The 17,258-nt window shown below is 63.6% G+C and carries 14 protein-coding genes; 1 reads left to right on the top strand and 13 read right to left on the bottom strand.

Annotation, left to right across the window (positions count from 1 at the left end; all coding sequences use genetic code 11):
- Window positions 1-68 precede the first annotated feature (68 nt).
- The 4 genes from IAE39_RS10725 to secA form a co-directional block, all read right to left on the bottom strand.
- A complete protein-coding gene (locus IAE39_RS10725) occupies window positions 69-1,013 on the bottom strand; it encodes a Nudix family hydrolase (protein ID WP_201202077.1) in 945 nt (314 codons plus the stop codon).
- Complete coding sequence (locus tag IAE39_RS10720) at window positions 1,010-1,642, bottom strand: glutathione S-transferase family protein (protein ID WP_201202076.1); 633 nt, start codon at window positions 1,640-1,642, stop codon at window positions 1,010-1,012. Before IAE39_RS10720 ends, IAE39_RS10725 begins: the two co-directional genes overlap by 4 nt.
- A gap of 140 nt (window positions 1,643-1,782) precedes the next feature.
- Window positions 1,783-3,000 (bottom strand): bifunctional glutamate N-acetyltransferase/amino-acid acetyltransferase ArgJ, encoded by a 1,218-nt coding sequence (gene argJ, locus IAE39_RS10715; protein ID WP_201202074.1) that lies wholly within the window; start codon window positions 2,998-3,000, stop codon window positions 1,783-1,785.
- A gap of 173 nt (window positions 3,001-3,173) precedes the next feature.
- Complete coding sequence (gene secA, locus IAE39_RS10710; protein WP_201202072.1) at window positions 3,174-5,909, bottom strand: preprotein translocase subunit SecA; 2,736 nt, start codon at window positions 5,907-5,909, stop codon at window positions 3,174-3,176.
- A 389-nt stretch (window positions 5,910-6,298) separates the two neighbouring features.
- On the opposite strand from secA, the gene IAE39_RS10705 reads away from it, so the two are divergent.
- On the top strand, window positions 6,299-6,754 hold the full coding sequence (locus IAE39_RS10705) for a DUF721 domain-containing protein (RefSeq protein WP_201202070.1): 456 nt from the start codon (window positions 6,299-6,301) through the stop codon (window positions 6,752-6,754).
- 53 nt (window positions 6,755-6,807) lie between these two features.
- Here the strand turns inward: IAE39_RS10705 and lpxC are convergent, their stop codons facing one another.
- The 9 genes from lpxC to murD all read right to left on the bottom strand — a co-directional run bounded on the left by lpxC (window position 6,808) and on the right by murD (window position 17,256).
- The gene (gene lpxC, locus IAE39_RS10700) at window positions 6,808-7,719 is read right to left on the bottom strand and encodes a UDP-3-O-acyl-N-acetylglucosamine deacetylase (RefSeq protein WP_201202068.1); all 912 of its coding nucleotides are present in this window, start codon (window positions 7,717-7,719) and stop codon (window positions 6,808-6,810) included.
- A gap of 112 nt (window positions 7,720-7,831) precedes the next feature.
- On the bottom strand, window positions 7,832-9,028 hold the full coding sequence (gene ftsZ, locus IAE39_RS10695) for a cell division protein FtsZ (RefSeq protein ID WP_003260772.1): 1,197 nt from the start codon (window positions 9,026-9,028) through the stop codon (window positions 7,832-7,834).
- Window positions 9,029-9,083: 55 nt separating this feature from the next.
- Window positions 9,084-10,346, bottom strand: coding sequence for a cell division protein FtsA (ftsA, locus tag IAE39_RS10690; protein ID WP_201202066.1), 1,263 nt, complete (start codon window positions 10,344-10,346; stop codon window positions 9,084-9,086).
- Between the two features lie 14 nt (window positions 10,347-10,360).
- A complete protein-coding gene (locus tag IAE39_RS10685; protein WP_201202063.1) occupies window positions 10,361-11,230 on the bottom strand; it encodes a cell division protein FtsQ/DivIB in 870 nt (289 codons plus the stop codon).
- A gap of 5 nt (window positions 11,231-11,235) precedes the next feature.
- Window positions 11,236-12,192 carry a D-alanine--D-alanine ligase gene (locus IAE39_RS10680; protein WP_201202061.1) on the bottom strand — a complete coding sequence of 319 codons (957 nt, stop codon included), beginning with the start codon at window positions 12,190-12,192 and terminating at the stop codon, window positions 11,236-11,238.
- Entirely contained in the window at window positions 12,189-13,637 is a 1,449-nt protein-coding gene (gene murC / locus IAE39_RS10675) for a UDP-N-acetylmuramate--L-alanine ligase (RefSeq protein WP_201202059.1), read from the bottom strand. Before murC ends, IAE39_RS10680 begins: the two co-directional genes overlap by 4 nt.
- A complete protein-coding gene (gene murG, locus IAE39_RS10670; protein WP_201202056.1) occupies window positions 13,630-14,709 on the bottom strand; it encodes an undecaprenyldiphospho-muramoylpentapeptide beta-N-acetylglucosaminyltransferase in 1,080 nt (359 codons plus the stop codon). The genes murC and murG overlap by 8 nt, the downstream gene beginning before the upstream one ends.
- Window positions 14,699-15,913 (bottom strand): putative lipid II flippase FtsW, encoded by a 1,215-nt coding sequence (ftsW, locus tag IAE39_RS10665; protein ID WP_236548506.1) that lies wholly within the window; start codon window positions 15,911-15,913, stop codon window positions 14,699-14,701. The genes murG and ftsW overlap by 11 nt, the downstream gene beginning before the upstream one ends.
- Window positions 15,910-17,256, bottom strand: coding sequence for a UDP-N-acetylmuramoyl-L-alanine--D-glutamate ligase (gene murD, locus IAE39_RS10660; RefSeq protein WP_201202054.1), 1,347 nt, complete (start codon window positions 17,254-17,256; stop codon window positions 15,910-15,912). Before murD ends, ftsW begins: the two co-directional genes overlap by 4 nt.
- Window positions 17,257-17,258 lie beyond the last annotated feature (2 nt).

Below are 17,258 nucleotides of genomic sequence, written 5' to 3'. Positions count from 1 at the left end.
CGGGCTTTTCTTTGCGGCCGGGGCTTGGGGCCGCGATGGGCCGCAAAGCGGCCCCAATTACAAGCGGCTCAAATCTCAGGCCAGAACGCCCGTATCCCGGCCACACCCTGTGCCCCTGCTTCCCAGGCCTTCTCCCGCTCACCCGGCCCTACCCCACCCAGCAGGTAGACCGGCTTGCTGAACCCGGCAATCAGGCGTTGCGCCTCTTCCCAGCCCAGCGGCACCGCTTCGGGATGGGTCTGAGTCGCCTGCACTGGCGACAAGGTGACGAAATCCACCCCCATCTGTTCGGCCAGCATCAACTCTTCGGCGCTATGGCAGGACGCCGCCAGCCAACGCTCCTTGGGGAACGGCCGCCCTTTGGCAGCGTACTTGCGCAATTGCGCGGCGGTCAGGTGCCAGCCAGCCGAGGGGAAATCACCCAGCCATTCCAGCGGCCCCTTGAGCATCAGTTGCGCCTTGCCCCCACACAGCCCGACCGCGTCCACGGCCACGTCGCGGTACTTGGGGTCGTACATGTCCGGGGCGCGCAACTGGATCAGGCGAATGCCGCTGGCCACTGCCTTCTGGATGCCCTTGAGCATCTGCGGCACTTCCAGGCCATCCGGGGTAATCAGGTACTGGTCCGGCAGGCGCGCAGCCGCCACGATCGGCTTGTTGGCCTCGGGGAACTCGTACTGCGGCAGGTCGCGCGGGGCAACCCATTCCAGCGGCTGGCCCTCGGCACCGTGCGGCTCGCCGGTGAATGCCAGCACTTCACGCACATCCAGCAGCACCTGCTTGTCCGGGTAGTCGTGGCTGACCTTGATCAGCGCACGCGAACCGCTCACCTCGATGCCCAGCTCTTCACGCAGCTCGCGGGCCAGCGCCGCTTCGACGCTTTCGCCCTCTTCCACCTTGCCGCCGGGGAACTCCCACAGGCCGCCCTGATGCTGGGTGTCGGCACGCCGTGCGATCAGAATGCGGCCATCAGTACCACGAATGACGGCAGCTACTACATGAATCCGTTTCACACTTCACGCTCCGCCAGGCCAGCACGCTGCCAGGCCTGGAAGGCCGGCCACTGATAGATGGTCTCAATGTAGGTGGCCGCCTCGGCCGGTACTTCCACGCGGTAAGTGCGCAAGCGCACGGCCACCGGGGCGAAGAAGGCATCGGCGAGGCTCGGCTTGCCGAACAGGAACGGGCCGCTGTCCTTGGCCACCAGGCGGCATTCGGACCACAGCGCGACGATGCGGTCGATGTCGATCTGTACGTCCAATGGCATGCTGTCCAGCGCCTGGTCGCGCGACAGGTCGAACGGCATGGCGCCGCGCAGGGCGAAGAAGCCGCTGTGCATTTGCGCGCAGGCCGAGCGGGCCTGGGCCCGCGCCGCCACGTCGGCAGGCCACAATTGAGCCTCGGGGTGGCGTTCGTTGAGGTATTCGGCAATGGCCAGCGAGTCAGCGATCACACCGTGTTCGCTCTTCAGCAACGGGACCTTGCCGGTGGCGGAATAAGCAAGGATGCGCTGACGGGTGTCAGGCTGGTTGAGTTTGATCAGGGATTCTTCGTAGGGTACGCCAGCCAGCTCGAGGGCCAGGGCGCCACGCAGCGACCAGGAGGAATACAGCTTGTCGCCGATGATCAGGTGATAGCTCATGGTTCGGCTCCATCGGTTTGGATTTTTTTGGGGCTGCTTTGCAGCCCATCGCGACGCAAGGCCGCTCCTACAGGTACAGCGCGAACTCATGTAGGAGCGGCCTTGTGTCGCGATCGGGCCGCACAGCGGCCCCAGTTACATCAGGTACGGTACTCGGCGTTGATCTTCACGTACTCGTGGGACAGGTCGGTGGTCCAGATGGTTTCGCTGCACTGGCCACGGCCCAGCTCGATACGGATGGTGATCTCTTCCTGGGCCATTACCGCCGAACCCTGCGCTTCGGTATAGCTCGGGCTGCGGCCGCCCTGGCTGGCGATGCACACGCTGTCCAGGTACACGTCGATGAGGCTTACATCCAGCTCCGGTACACCGGCACGGCCAACGGCGGCCAGGATACGGCCCCAGTTCGGGTCGGAGGCGAACAGTGCGGTCTTGATCAGCGGCGAGTGGGCCACAGCGTAACCGACGTCCAGGCATTCCTGGTGGTTGCCACCACCGTTGACCTGCACGGTGACGAACTTGGTCGCGCCTTCGCCGTCACGGACGATGGCCTGGGCCACTTCCATGCACACTTCGAACACAGCCTTTTTCAGCGCTTCGAACAGTGCACCGCTGGCTTCGGTGACTTCCGGCAGGTTGGCCTTGCCGGTGGCGATCAGCATGCAGCAGTCGTTGGTCGAGGTGTCGCCATCGATGGTGATGCGGTTGAACGACTTGTTGGCACCGTCCAGCATCAGGTCCTTGAGTACCGCCGGGGCAACCTTGGCGTCGGTGGCAATGTAGCCGAGCATGGTGGCCATGTTCGGGCGGATCATGCCGGCGCCCTTGCTGATGCCGGTGACGGTAACGGTCACGCCATCGTGCTGGAACTGGCGGCTGGCGCCCTTGGGCAGGGTGTCGGTAGTCATGATGCCGGTGGCGGCTTCAGCCCAGTGGTTTTCCGACAGGTTGTCGAGGGCGGCTTGCAGTGCGCCTTCGATCTTTTCGACTGGCAGTGGCTCACCGATCACGCCGGTGGAGAACGGCAGTACCGACTCGGTGGGTACGCCGGTCAGTTCGGCCAGCTTGGCGCAGGTGCGCTCGGCAGCGGCCAGGCCTGGCGCGCCGGTACCTGCGTTGGCATTGCCGGTGTTGGTCAGCAGGTAACGCACGGTGCCCTGTACACGCTGCTTGGACAGGATCACCGGCGCCGCGCAGAAGGCGTTGAGGGTGAACACGCCAGCCACGCTGGAGCCTTCGGCACAGCGCATGACCACCACATCCTTGCGCCCCGGGCGCTTGATGCCGGCAGAAGCGATGCCGAGTTCAAAACCCGGAACCGGGTGCAGGGTGGGCAAAGGACCAAGACCAACAGCCATTAGAGCGCTCCTAGAAAAATCGGTTGATTTACAAAAAGCGGGGCCGCTTCGCGCCCCATCGCGACACAAGGCCGCTCCTACAGGGTGTTGCGGTTCCTGTAGGAGCGGCCTTGTGTCGCGAAAGGGCCGCAAAGCGGCCCCAGGATGTCTCAGGTTACAACAACCCGGTCAGATCACTCGATCTGCCCGTGGCAATGCTTGAACTTCTTGCCCGAACCACACCAGCACGGCTCGTTGCGGCCCAGCTTCTGGTCGTTGCGCACAGGCGCCGCGGCTACCGCCACTTCGGCACCTTCCTCGCTCAGCTGTTCGCTTTCCAGGCCCGGTGCAGCGGCGTGCTGGAACTGCATGCGGCTGGCCAGTTCCTCGGCCTCGCGGCGCAGGCGGGCTTCTTCTTCGGCCGGGTCTTCGCGGCGAACCTGAACGTGCGACAGCACGCGGATAGTGTCGCGCTTGATCGACTCCAGCAGCTCCTGGAACAAGCTGAACGACTCGCGCTTGTACTCCTGCTTCGGGTTCTTCTGCGCATAACCACGCAGGTGAATACCGTGACGCAGGTGGTCCATGGTCGACAGGTGGTCTTTCCACAGGTCGTCCAGCACGCGCAGCAGGATCTGCTTCTCGAAGGTACGCAGGGCGTCGATACCGGCCTGGTCTTCCTTCTCGGTGTAGGCCGTGGTGATCTCGTGCAGCAGTTTCTCGCGCAGGGTCTCTTCGTAGAGGTGATCGTCCTCGTCGAGCCACTGCTGGATCGGCAGTTTCATGGCGAAATCGCTGGCCAGCGAAGCTTCCAGGCCAGCCACATCCCACTGCTCGGGCAGCGACTGCGGCGGAATGTGCTGGCTGATGGTAGCGTCCAGTACTTCCTGGCGGAATTCGACGATGGTGTCACCGATGTTCTCGGCCGCCAGCAGGCTGTTGCGCATGTGGTAGATCACCTTGCGCTGCTCGTTGGCCACGTCGTCGTATTCGAGCAACTGCTTACGGATGTCGAAGTTGCGGCCTTCGACCTTGCGCTGGGCCTTTTCGATGGCGTTGGTGACCATGCGGTGCTCGATGGCCTCGCCCGATTGCATGCCCAGGGCCTTCATGAAGTTCTTCACCCGGTCAGAGGCGAAGATGCGCATCAGGCTGTCTTCCAGCGACAGGTAGAAGCGGCTGGAACCCGGGTCACCCTGACGGCCGGAACGGCCACGCAGCTGGTTGTCGATACGGCGCGATTCGTGGCGCTCGGAAGCGATCACGTGCAGGCCACCGGCCTCGATCACCTGCTGGTGACGCTTCTGCCAGTCGGCCTTGATCTGGGCGATCTGCTCGGCGGTCGGGCTTTCCAGGGCGGCCACTTCGGCTTCCCAGTTGCCGCCCAGGAGGATGTCGGTACCACGGCCGGCCATGTTGGTGGCGATGGTCAGCGCACCCGGGGCACCGGCCTGCGCGATGATCTCGGCTTCCTTCTCGTGGTACTTGGCGTTCAGTACTTTGTGGTCGATGCCTTCCTGCTTCAGCAGGTTCGACATGTGCTCGGACGTTTCGATGGTCGCGGTGCCCACCAGGATCGGCCGGCCCTGCTTCATGCTTTCCTTGATGTCGGCGATGATCGCGGCGTATTTCTCGTCGGCGGTCAGGTACACCAGGTCGTTGAAGTCCTTACGCGCCAGTGGCTTGTTCGGCGGGATGACCATCACGTTGAGGGCGTAGATCGACTGGAACTCGAACGCTTCGGTGTCGGCGGTACCGGTCATGCCGGACAGCTTGGTGTACAGGCGGAAGTAGTTCTGGAAGGTGGTCGAAGCCAGGGTCTGGCTTTCGGCCTGGATGTTCAGGTTTTCTTTGGCCTCGATGGCTTGGTGCAGGCCTTCGGACAGGCGACGACCCGGCATGGTGCGGCCGGTGTGTTCGTCGATCAGCAGTACCTGGCCGTCCTGGACGATGTACTCGACGTTGCGGTGGAACAGTTTGTGCGCACGCAGGCCGGCGTAGACGTGGGTCAGCAGGCCCAGGTTGTGCGCCGAGTAGAGGCTCTCACCTTCGGCCAGCAGCCCGGCCTGGGTCAGCATCTCTTCGATGAACTGGTGACCGGCTTCGTTCAGCTCGACCTGGCGGCTCTTCTCGTCGATGGTGAAGTGGCCTTCCTGGGTGACCTGGCCTTCGACTTCTTCGATGTGCTGGGTCAGGCGCGGGATCAGGCGGTTGATCTCGATGTACAGCTTGGAGCTGTCTTCGGCCTGGCCGGAAATGATCAGCGGGGTACGGGCTTCGTCGATCAGGATGGAGTCGACTTCGTCGATTACGGCGAAGTTCAGTTCACGCTGGAACTTCTCGTCCTGGCTGAACGCCATGTTGTCGCGCAGGTAGTCGAAACCGAATTCGTTGTTGGTGCCGTAGGTGATGTCGGACGCATAGGCGGCGCGTTTTTCTTCCGGCGGCTGGAACGCCGAGACGATACCGACCGACAGGCCGAGGAATTCGTACAGCGGGCGCATCCAGTTGGCGTCACGGCGGGCCAGGTAGTCGTTGACAGTGACCACGTGCACGCCCTTGCCGGACAGTGCGTTGAGGTACACGGCCAGGGTACCGACCAAGGTCTTGCCTTCACCGGTACGCATTTCTGCGATCATACCCTCGTGCAGGGTCATGCCGCCGATCAGCTGCACGTCGAAGTGGCGCATGCCCATGACACGCTTGCCGGCCTCACGGGCCACGGCGAAGGCTTCAGGCAGCAATTGGTCCAGTGTCTCGCCTTTGGCCAGGCGCTCCTTGAACTCTGCGGTCTTGCCCCGCAGTTGCTCATCGGAGAGGGCCACCATCTTCTCTTCGAAGGCATTGACGATACTCACCGTCTTGAGCATGCGTTTGACTTCACGCTCGTTCTTGCTTCCAAAAAGTTTTTTTAACAAAGGCGCAAACATATCGGCAGGATCTTCCACACGTAGGGATGGAGGGCGGCCCCATGAGTCGCCCGTGCAGCCCTGAGGCCGCATGCGAACGAGCATTCTACCCGGAAACGATGGTGAGGAAAGTGGTGGATTTCCACGATGCTATTACAGCGTTTTGGCGGGGGCCTGTCTTAGATAGGGGCATTTTCCCTGAGTTCAAGGCTTGGCAACATGAAAGGTATCGAGAATTAGTCTTATCTTTTCTCGCCTGCACTGGCCTATTCGCGGGTGAACCCGCTCCCACAGGATCACCACAGGTCCGGATCCTGTGAAATACCTGTGGGAGCGGCTTTAGCCGCGAAGAGGCCGGCACAGGCTATAGAGGTGTTAAACTGCTGCTCTTGCAACCTCATACGTACCCCATGGCCTACAAACCCTCCCCCGCCCAGCCACCGTCGGCCCTGTTGCGCCAGGTGCGCCCGCTGCGCCTGCTGCTGAACCAGGCCGAACGCCTGGAGCACCTGCAGCGCCTGCTGGAAAGCCAGCTGCAACCGGCTGCCCGCGAGCACTGCCACGTAGCGTCGTGGCGTGATGGCACCCTGTTGCTGGTGGTGACCGATGGCCACTGGGCAACGCGGCTGCGCTACCAGCAGAAGCGCTTGCTGGCGGCGCTGCAGGCCATGGAAGCCTTCGGCAACCTCAGGCGCATCCTGTACAAGGTGCAGCCGCCGTTGGTGCCGGCCAAACGCGGAGGGCATGCAGCCGAGCTGTCCTTTAGCGCCGCCGAGAGCCTGCGCGACACCGCCGAGGGCATCACCGACCCCAAGCTGCGCGCAGCACTGGAGCGGTTGGCCGCCCACGCCGTGGACAAGCCATAAAAAAGGCCACCCGAAGGTGGCCTTGATTACAACACTAGAGAGAGTGTTCGAACTTACACGGCCGCAACAGGGCGCATGTACGAGATCGGTGCCGTGCTGGCATCTTCGAACGTAACCACTTCCCAGGCATCGGTTTCATCAATCAGCTTGCGCAGCAGCTGGTTGTTCAGCGAGTGGCCGGATTTATAGCCCTTGAACTCGCCGATCAGGCTGTTGCCCAGCAGATAAAGGTCGCCAATGGCGTCGAGGATCTTGTGCTTGACGAATTCGTCATCGGAACGAAGGCCGTCTTCGTTGAGCACACCGGTCTCGTCGACCACGATGGCGTTCTCGACACTGCCACCCAACGCAAGGTTGTGCTTGCGCAGGTATTCGATGTCACGCATGAAGCCGAAGGTACGGGCGCGGCTGACTTCCTTCACGAACGAGGTGCTGGAGAAGTCGACGACCGCACTCTGGGTCTGGCCCTTGAGGACCGGGTGATCGAAGTCGATCTCGAAGCTCACCTTGAAACCGTCGAAAGGCAGGAACGTGGCGCGCTTGTCGCCCTCTTCCACGGTTACCTCACGCAGGATGCGGATGAACTTCTTGGCTGCGTCCTGTTCTTCCAGGCCGGCAGACTGAATCAGGAATACGAAAGGTCCGGCGCTGCCATCCATGATCGGCACTTCCGAGGCGGAGAGCTCGACGTAGGCGTTATCGATGCCCAGGCCCGCCATGGCGGAGAGCAGGTGCTCGACCGTATCGACCTTGACGTCACCGTTGACCAGCGTCGTCGACATGGTTGTCTCGCCGACGTTGGCCGCGCGCGCAGCGATTTCGACCACAGGGTCGAGGTCGGCGCGGCGGAAGACGATGCCGGTGTCAACAGGTGCAGGCTTGAGGGTCAGGTAAACCTTCTCCCCGGAGTGCAGACCGACACCTGTGGCACGGATGGTATTCTTCAGGGTGCGTTGTTTAATCATGGCATTGGCCGCTTCAGCGCAAATTGCGAACAGGTATCAACAAAGGCTGGGGATGATAACAGACCCAACCTTTGATGAATACCAATCACCTTTATACCCCTGATAAATTCCATTAATCAGCCTGACGACGCAGGAATGCCGGGATATCGAGGTAGTCCAAGTCATCCTGAGGGTTCAGTTTAGCGGCTGCAGCAGCACCTGCATGGGCCTGGTTGCGCATTACGGTCGGGCGCTCCAGGTCACGGTAATTCACTGCTGGCTGCTCCTGACGAACCGGCGCCGGGTTGGACGCTTCATACACCTGCTGGGCAGTCTGCAGGGTGTTGTCGACCACTTTCACAGGCTTCTCGATGCGCGCGCCCAGGCCGGTGGCCACAACGGTCACGTGCAGTTCGTCACGCATGTCCGGGTCGATCACGGTGCCGACCTTGACCATGGCGTGGTCGGAGGCGAAGGCTTCGATGATGCTACCCACGTCGGAGTATTCACCCAGCGACAGGTCCGGGCCTGCGGTGATGTTCACCAGGATGCCGCGGGCGCCCTGCAGGTTCACGTCTTCCAGCAGCGGGTTGCGGATCGCTGCCTCGGTGGCTTCACGTGCACGGTTCGGGCCGCTGGCGCAACCAGTACCCATCATCGCCATGCCCATTTCACCCATCACGGTGCGCACGTCGGCGAAGTCGACGTTGATCATGCCCGGGCGCTTGATGATGTCGGAAATACCGCGAACGGCACCGGCCAGCACATCGTCAGCCTTGGCGAAGGCGGACAGCAGGCTGGCGTCCTTGCCCAGGATGGTCAGCAGCTTCTCGTTGGGGATGGTGATCAACGAGTCGACGCTTTCAGCCAGCATGCGGATGCCTTCATCGGCGATCTGCATGCGCTTGCGGCCTTCGAACGGGAACGGGCGGGTCACCACGGCTACGGTGAGAATGCCCATTTCCTTGGCCACTTCGGCAATGATCGGCGCTGCACCGGTACCGGTACCGCCGCCCATGCCCGTGGTGATGAACACCATGTTGGTGCCCTGCAGCACTTCAGCGATGCGCTCACGGTCTTCCAGCGCGGCCTGACGGCCGACTTCCGGATTGGCACCGGCACCCAGGCCCTTGGTCACGCCAGTGCCCAATTGCAGGATGGTGCGCGCGCCGATGTTTTTCAGCGCCTGGGCATCGGTGTTGGCGCAGATGAATTCCACACCTTCGATGCTGCTCTTGACCATGTGGTTGACGGCGTTGCCGCCACCACCACCAACGCCGATCACCTTGATGACCGGGCTTTGCGGGACGTTGTCTACGAGCTCGAACATTTTCCCTCTCCTTACAGTTCTCTAGTTGTTGCGCCTACCACTACTGCTTTGAAACTTAGAAGTTGCCCTGGACCCACTTCTTGAAGCGCTCAAGTACTGGGGCCTTCGGTTCATCGCCATAGCTGTTGTTGCTGCTGTTGGTGTTACCGGTCAGGACCATGTCCTCGGACTGCTTCAGCAGGCCGTAGGTGAGCAGGCCCACGCCGGTGGAATAGATCGGGTTGCGCACCACGTCGCTCAGCCCCCGAACGCTGTGCGGTACGCCCAGGCGTACCGGCATGTGGAAGATTTCCTCGGCCAGTTCCACGGCGCCTTCCATCTTCGCGGTGCCGCCGGTGAGGACGATGCCGGCGGGCACCAGGTCCTCGTAGCCGCTGCGGCGCAGTTCGGCCTGGATCAGGGTGAAGAGCTCGTCGTAGCGCGGCTCCACCACCTCGGCCAGGGCCTGGCGCGACAGCTCGCGTGGTGGGCGGTCGCCCACGCTTGGCACCTTGATGGTCTCGCCAGCGCCGGCCAGTTTGGCCAGGGCGCAGGCGTAGCGGATCTTGATTTCTTCGGCGTACTGGGTCGGCGTACGCAGGGCCATGGCGATGTCGTTGGTCACCTGGTCGCCGGCAATCGGGATGACCGCGGTATGACGGATCGCGCCCTCGGTGAAGATGGCGATGTCGGTGGTGCCGCCACCGATGTCCACCAGGCACACGCCCAGTTCTTTTTCATCGTCAGTCAGCACCGAGTAGGCCGAGGCCAGCTGCTCGAGAATGATGTCGTCGATTTCCAGGCCGCAGCGGCGCACGCACTTTTCGATGTTCTGTGCGGCGTTGACCGCGCAGGTGACCACGTGAACCTTGGCTTCCAGGCGCACGCCCGACATGCCCAGCGGCTCGCGCACGCCTTCCTGGTTGTCGATCACGTAGTCCTGCGGCAGGGTGTGCAGCACGCGCTGGTCGGCCGGGATCGCCACGGCCTGGGCCGCGTCGAGTACCCGCTCCAGGTCAGCCACACTGACCTCGCGGTCGCGGATGGCAACGATACCGTGGGAGTTCAGGCTGCGGATGTGGTTACCGGCCACGCCAACGAACGCCGAGTGAATACGGCAGCCGGCCATCAGCTGCGCTTCTTCGACAGCGCGCTGGATCGACTGCACGGTGGACTCGATGTTCACCACCACGCCTTTTTTCAGGCCGCGGGACGGATGGGTGCCGATGCCGACAATTTCCAGCGTGCCGTCTTCGCCCACTTCGCCGACCAGCGCCACCACCTTGGAGGTGCCAATGTCCAGCCCGACGATCATTTTGCCGCTATGCGCGTTTGCCATGGTCCTGCCTCTCTCTAATTCTTCGCAACGGCGGGTTGGGCCGTCGTCGGTGCAATCGGTTCCCGCCAACCAACGGCAAGTCCGTTGGAGTAACGCAGATCAATGCGGGCGATAGTGGTGATCTGGTCTTTGAGTGTCTTGTCGTAAATGGCAATGAAACGGCGCATCTTCTCCACCAGATGGTCGCGCCCCAACAGCAGCTCGATGCCTGGCCCGGCACTGCTCGCGCCCGTGGTCAGGAACCAGCTGCCTCGCTCGCGCAGCTCCAGGCGAGCGATGGAAAAGCCCAGGGGGCGCAGCATCTGGCTCAATACCTGATACTGCTGCATGACTTGTTGCTGGGCACGCTGCGGCCCGGCCAGCTGCGGCAGGTGCTCGTAGTTGGCCAGTTCACGCGGGGTGAAGGCCTGGCCCTGGTTGTTGAGCAAGGCTTCTTCACCCCAGCGTGCCACCGGCAGCTGCTCTTCGAGGCGGATCACTACCTCGTCGGGCCACACCCGGCGTACTTCGGCGTGCGCGATCCAGGGCATCTGCTCAAGCTCTGCGCGCATCGCCGGCAGGTCGACGCTGAAGAAGCTCGCCGCCACGTAGGGCGCGATACGCTGCTGCACCGACTGCTGGCTGATGTAGCTGAGGTCGCCTTGCACGTCGATCTTGGTGATCGGCCGGTCGGCGTACGGCATCAGGCGAATGGCACCTTCGTAGGCACCAAAGCCTGCCGCCACCAGCAGCACGGGCCACAGCAGGCGCTTGAGGCCGCCCAGGCTTGGCCGCGGCAGGCGCGCCGATACGGGCTCGTCGGCCACCAGCCGGCTGGCACCACGCGGCACCGGCTTGCTACGGCCGGTTACGGGTTGCTGCTGACGTATCATTGCGCCTTGCATGATGATTAACCTCGCGTCGCCACGCTTTCGGCCAGGATTGCCAGCACCAGTTGCTGGAAGTCCAGGCCAGCCGCGCGGGCCGCCATGGGCACCAGGCTATGATCAGTCATGCCGGGTGCGGTGTTGACTTCGAGCAGCCAGAACCGGCCCTGCTCGTCCTGCATCACGTCCAGCCGCCCCCAGCCTTCGATGCCAATGGCATCACAGGCGCGGGCGGTCAGGTCGATCAGTTCCTGTTCCTTGGCGCTATCCAGGCCGCACGGGATGCGGTACTGGGTATCGTTGGCGATGTACTTGGCGTCGTAGTCGTAGAACACGTGCGGCGTACCCAGGGCGATCGGCGGCAGCACCTGGCCGCGCAGTACCGCGATGGTGAACTCCGGGCCGTGGATCCACTGTTCCACCAGTACCTGGGAATCGTATTGGGCGGCGTCCTGCCAGGCGGCGACCAGTTCCTGGGCGCTGTTCACCTTGGCCATGCCGATGCTAGAGCCTTCATGGGCGGGTTTGACGATAAGCGGGAAGCCCAGTTCCGTACTGGCCTGCAAACAATCGTTTTCGCTCGCCAATACCGCGTGGCGCGGGGTCGGAATACCCAGGCTCTGCCACACCTGCTTGGTGCGCAGCTTGTCCATGGCCAGCGCCGAGGCAAGGATGCCGCTGCCGGTGTAGGGGATGCCCAGGCACTCCAGCAGGCCTTGCATGCTGCCGTCTTCACCGCCACGGCCGTGGAGGATGATGAAGGCGCGGTCGATCTTCTCGCTTTGCAGGCGATCGAGCAGGTCGTCACCGACGTCGATGGCGACCACGTCGACACCGGCAGTGGTCAAGGCGTCGATCACGGCGGCGCCGGACTTCAGCGACACTTCACGCTCGGCGCTCTTGCCACCGTACAGCACGGCAACACGGCCGAACGCTTTCACGTCCAGGGTCGAGTGCAGCTTGTCGTAGGCGCTGGTCATTTCGACTTCTCCTGCTTTGCGCCAGCGAACAGCGGGCTTTTCATCAACTGTGGGGCCAGCCCGCCAACGTCACCGGCACCCTGGCAGAGCAGGATGTCGCCAGCGCGCAGCAGTGGCTTGACCAGCGGCGCCAGCTCGGCGCCACGTTCGATGTAGATCGGGTCCAGCTTGCCGCGCTGGCGGATGCTGTGGCACAGCTGACGGCTGTCGGCACCCGGGATCGGCTCTTCGCCGGCCGGGTAGACTTCCATCAGCAGCAGCACGTTGGCATCGCCCAGCACCTGGACGAAATCGTCGTACAGGTCGCGAGTACGGCTGTAGCGGTGCGGCTGGTAAACGATCACCAGACGGCGGCTTGGCCAGCCACCGCGCACGGCCTTGATCACGGCTGCCACTTCGGTCGGGTGGTGACCGTAGTCGTCGACCAGCATCACGCTGCCGCCTTCGACCGGCAGCTCGCCGTAGACCTGGAAGCGGCGGCCGACGCCCTGGAAGCCGGACAGCCCCTGAACGATGGCTTCGTCAGTGATGCCTTCGTCAGTGGCAATGGCGATAGTGGCCAAGGCATTGAGTACGTTGTGGTTGCCAGGCATGTTCACCGACACGTCCAGCGGCTCGCAGTCACGGCGCAGCACGGTGAAGTGGGTCTGCATGCCCTGCTGGCGCACGTTGATGGCGCGGATGTCGGCCTCTTCGCTGAAGCCATAAGTGACGGTCGGGCGCTTCACCTGCGGCAGGATCTCGCGCACTACCGGGTCGTCCAGGCACATCACGGCCAGGCCGTAGAACGGCAGGTTGTGCAGGAACTCGACGAAGGTTTTCTTCAGCTTGTTGAAGTCACCTTCGTAGGTCGCCATGTGGTCGGCGTCGATGTTGGTGACCACGGCCACCATTGGCTGCAGGTGCAGGAAGCTGGCATCGCTTTCGTCTGCTTCGGCGATCAGGTAGCGGCTGGTGCCCAGCTGGGCATTGGTGCCGGCAGCGGTCAGGCGGCCACCGATGACGAACGTCGGGTCCAGGCCACCGGCTGCGAAGACCGAAGCCAGCAGGCTGGTGGTGGTGGTCTTGCCGTGGGTACCGGCAACGGCCACACCGTGGCGGTAGCGCATCAGCTCGGCGAGCATCTCGGCACGCGGTACCACCGGAATGCGCCGCTCGAGGGCGGTGGCCACTTCCGGGTTGGCCGGGTTGATGGCGCTGGATACCACCAGCACATCGGCGGTGGCTGCGTTCTCGGCGCGGTGGCCGACGAAGATTTCAGCGCCGAACGATTCCAGGCGCTCGGTGACCGGCGAGGCTTTCAGGTCGGAACCGGACACTTCATAGCCCAGGTTCAGCAACACTTCGGCAATACCGCACATGCCTACGCCGCCGATACCGACGAAGTGAATACGGCGAATACGGCCCATCTTCGGCTGGGGCATGGCTTTCTGGCTCTCAACCATGGGCCACCTCCAGGCAGATATCGACCACGGTGCTGGTTGCTGCAGGTTTGGCCAGGCGCCGTGCGGTGCCTGCCATGACGTTGAGTTTCTCGGGTTGCATCAGCACCTCGTTCAGGCGTTCAGCGAGCTGCGCTGCGCCAGTTGTCGCTTGTGGCATCAGGAAGGCAGCGCCTTCGCGGGCCAGATATTGGGCGTTGTGGGTCTGGTGGTCGTCGATTGCGTGGGGCAACGGCACCAGCATCGAAGGCAGGCCTGCTGCCGCCAGCTCGCTGACGGTCAGGGCACCGGCCCGGCATACCACGATGTCGGCCCAGCCATAGGCTTGGGCCATGTCCTTGATGAAGGGCTCTACCTGAGCCGCGACGCCCGCCTCGTGATAACGCTCGGCGGTGATCGGCGCGTGTTGCTTGCCGGCCTGGTGGAACACCTCTGGCCGCAGCGCGGCAGGCACCTCGGACAGGGCCTTAGGCAACAATTTGTTCAATGGTTCCGCACCCAGGCTGCCGCCGAGTACCAACAGGCGTGCACGGCGTTCGGCCAGGGGCGCGCGTTGCGCGTCCATGAACAGCTCCGGGCGCACCGGGTTGCCGGTGGTGCGACGCTTGTCGCTGGCCTCGAAGGTGTTCGGGAACGCTTCGCAGACCCGCGCAGACAGGGGCACCAGCAACCGATTGGCGGTGCCGGCCCGGGCGTTCTGCTCGTGGATCACCAGCGGCACGCCGCACAGCCGCGCAGCCACGCCACCGGGGCCGGTCACGTAACCGCCAAAGCCCAGCACGCAGACTGGCTTGAGCTGGCGAATGATGCGCCGTGCCTGCAGCACAGCCTTGACCAGGGTGAACGGCGCCTTGAGCAACGACAGCTTGCCTTTGCCGCGCAGGCCGCTGACCTGGATCAAGTGCAGCGGCAGGCCGGCCTGTGGCACCAGCTCGTTCTCGATGCCACGCGGGGTGCCCAGCCAGTGCACGCTGTAACCGCGTGCCTGGAACTCACGGGCGCAGGCCAAGGCCGGGAACACGTGGCCCCCGGTGCCGCCAGCCATGATCAGTACGTTTTTGCCGTCAGCGGCCATGACTGGTCTCCTCGGCAAAATCGCTTTCGCTGAATTCATGTTCCTCGCTGCCCAGGTGCGTGCGGCTTTCCCACTCGATACGCAACAACAGGCCTACGCAGGCGCAGCAGATCACCAGCGAGCTGCCCCCGTAGCTGAGGAACGGCAAGGTCAGGCCTTTGGTCGGCAGCAGGCCGACGTTCACGCCGATGTTGATCAGGAACTGGCCGATCCACAGGAAGGCCAGGCCAAACGCCATGTACGCGGCAAAGAACTGCTTGGCCTTCTCGGCCCACAGGCCGATGTACAAGGCACGCACGGTAACGAACACGAACAGGGCAATCGTCACCAGCGAGCCGACCACGCCGAGTTCTTCGGCCAGTACCGAGAATACGAAGTCGGTGTGCGCTTCCGGCAGGTAGAACTGCTTTTGTACGCTGTTGCCCAGGCCCACGCCCAGCCACTCGCCACGGCCGAAGGCAATCAGCGCCTGGGTCAGCTGGTAGCCCGAGCCGAACTGGTCGGACCACGGGTCGGTAAAGGTGATCAGGCGCGCCATGCGGTAAGGCTGTGCCTGTACCAGGACGAACACCGCCACCACCGCCAGCACCACCATCAGGCTGAAGCGGAACAGCCCCACCCCGCCGAGGAACAGCATGGCCGCCGCCGCGCCCATCATGACCACGGTGGCGCCGAAGTCAGGCTCCATCAGCAGCAGGGCAGCCATGGGCAGCAGCACGATGAACGGTTTGAAGAAGCCCATCCAGGTCTCGCGTACCTCGGTCTGCCGGCGTACCAGGTAACCGGCCAGGTAAACGACCACGAACACCTTGGCGATTTCCGAAGGCTGCACGTTGAAGAAACTGAAGCCGATCCAGCGCATGGAGCCGTTTACCTCACGGCCGATGCCCGGCACCAGCACCAGCACCAGCAGGCCGAAGGCGCCCAGCAGCATCAGGAAGCCCATGCGCTGCCAGGTGGCGATCGGCACCAGCATGGTCGTGCCGCAGGCCACCAGGCCGAGGAACACGTACACCAGGTGGCGATACATGTGGTAAAGCGGATTGCCCGATTGCACCGCAGCCACTTCCGAGGAGGCCGAGGTGATCATCACCAGGCCCAGGCCAAGCAAGGCCAGGCAGCCGGCCAGCATCGGGAAGTCCAGGTCGATGCCACGGCCGCTGATCAGCGGCGACGGATAGGGCTTGAGGATGCCGAAGATCATGCAAGGCCTCCCGCTGCCTGGGCGAACAGGCGCCCGCGTTCTTCAAAGTTCTTGAACATGTCGAGGCTGGCGCACGCCGGCGACAGCAGCACGGCATCGCCGGCCTGGGCCAGTTCGGCGCATTGCTGTACGGCGGCGTCGAGGGTCTTGACCCGTACCAGCGGTACGTCATTACCCAGGGCCTCGGCCAGGCGCTCGGCATCACGGCCCAGCAACACCACGGCACGGCAGAAGCGCTTGACCGGCTCGCGCAATGCGCTGAACTCGGCGCCCTTGCCGTCGCCACCGGCAATCAGCACCAGCTTGCCTTCGATATCGGCACCCAGGCCTTCGATGGCGGCCAGGGCCGCACCCACGTTGGTGGCCTTGGAGTCGTCGTACCAGTTCACACCATTACGCTCGCGTACCCACTGGCAACGGTGGGCCAGGCCACCGAACTCGCGCAGGGCTTCGAGCATCGGTGCAAATGGCAAGCCGGCAGCATGGCCCAGGGCCAGCGCCGCCAGGGCGTTGCTCTGGTTGTGCGCGCCACGAACCTTCAGCTCGCGCACCGGCATCAGCGCCTGGAACTCGAACGCCAGGTATTTCTCGCCCTCCACTTCGCGCAGGCCAAAGGCCTTGAAGTCGGGCTGGTTGAGGCCGAAAGTCCAGCATGGGCGGCCTTCCACCGGCAGCGGCCGGCTCAGCGCGTCCTGGCGGTTGACCACCACCTGTTTGGCACCACGGAAGATCCGGTGCTTGGCCAGGTGGTAGGCCGGCAGGCCGCTGTAGCGGTCCATGTGGTCTTCGCTGATGTTCAGCACGGTGGCCACTTCGGCGTTGAGCTGGTCGGTGGTTTCCAGCTGAAAACTGGACAATTCCAGCACGTACAGCTCGACGTCGTCGGCCAGCAGGTCCAGCGCCGGGGTACCGAGGTTGCCGCCCACGGCCACGCGCTTGCCGGCCTTGGCGGCCATTTCGCCGACCAGGGTGGTGACGGTGCTCTTGGCATTGGAACCGCTGATGGCAATGATCGGCGCCTTGGCGTAGCGAGCGAACAGCTCGATGTCACCGGAAAGCTGCACGCCACGCGCGGCGGCCTGCTGCAGGGCCGGGGTAGCCAGGGCCAGGCCCGGGCTCACGTACAGCTCGTTGGCGCGGCACAGGAAGTCCACGTCCAGTTCCCCACAGCGCACTTCCACCTGCGGGTAATCACGGCGCAGGGTGTCCAGTTCCGGCGGTTGCTCGCGAGTGTCGGCGACCGCAAAGGCAATGCCCCGGTTCGCCAGGAAGCGAACCAGGGACATGCCGCTCTTGCCGAGGCCGACAACGATGCGGAATTGGTCGGAAGCGATCAAAGACACGC

The organism is Pseudomonas sp. S37 (assembly GCF_016658545.1).
In the GTDB taxonomy this organism is placed as follows: domain Bacteria; phylum Pseudomonadota; class Gammaproteobacteria; order Pseudomonadales; family Pseudomonadaceae; genus Aquipseudomonas.
The sequence above is the reverse complement of the archived record's forward strand: the minus strand, read 5'-3'. Positions and strand labels throughout refer to the sequence as shown.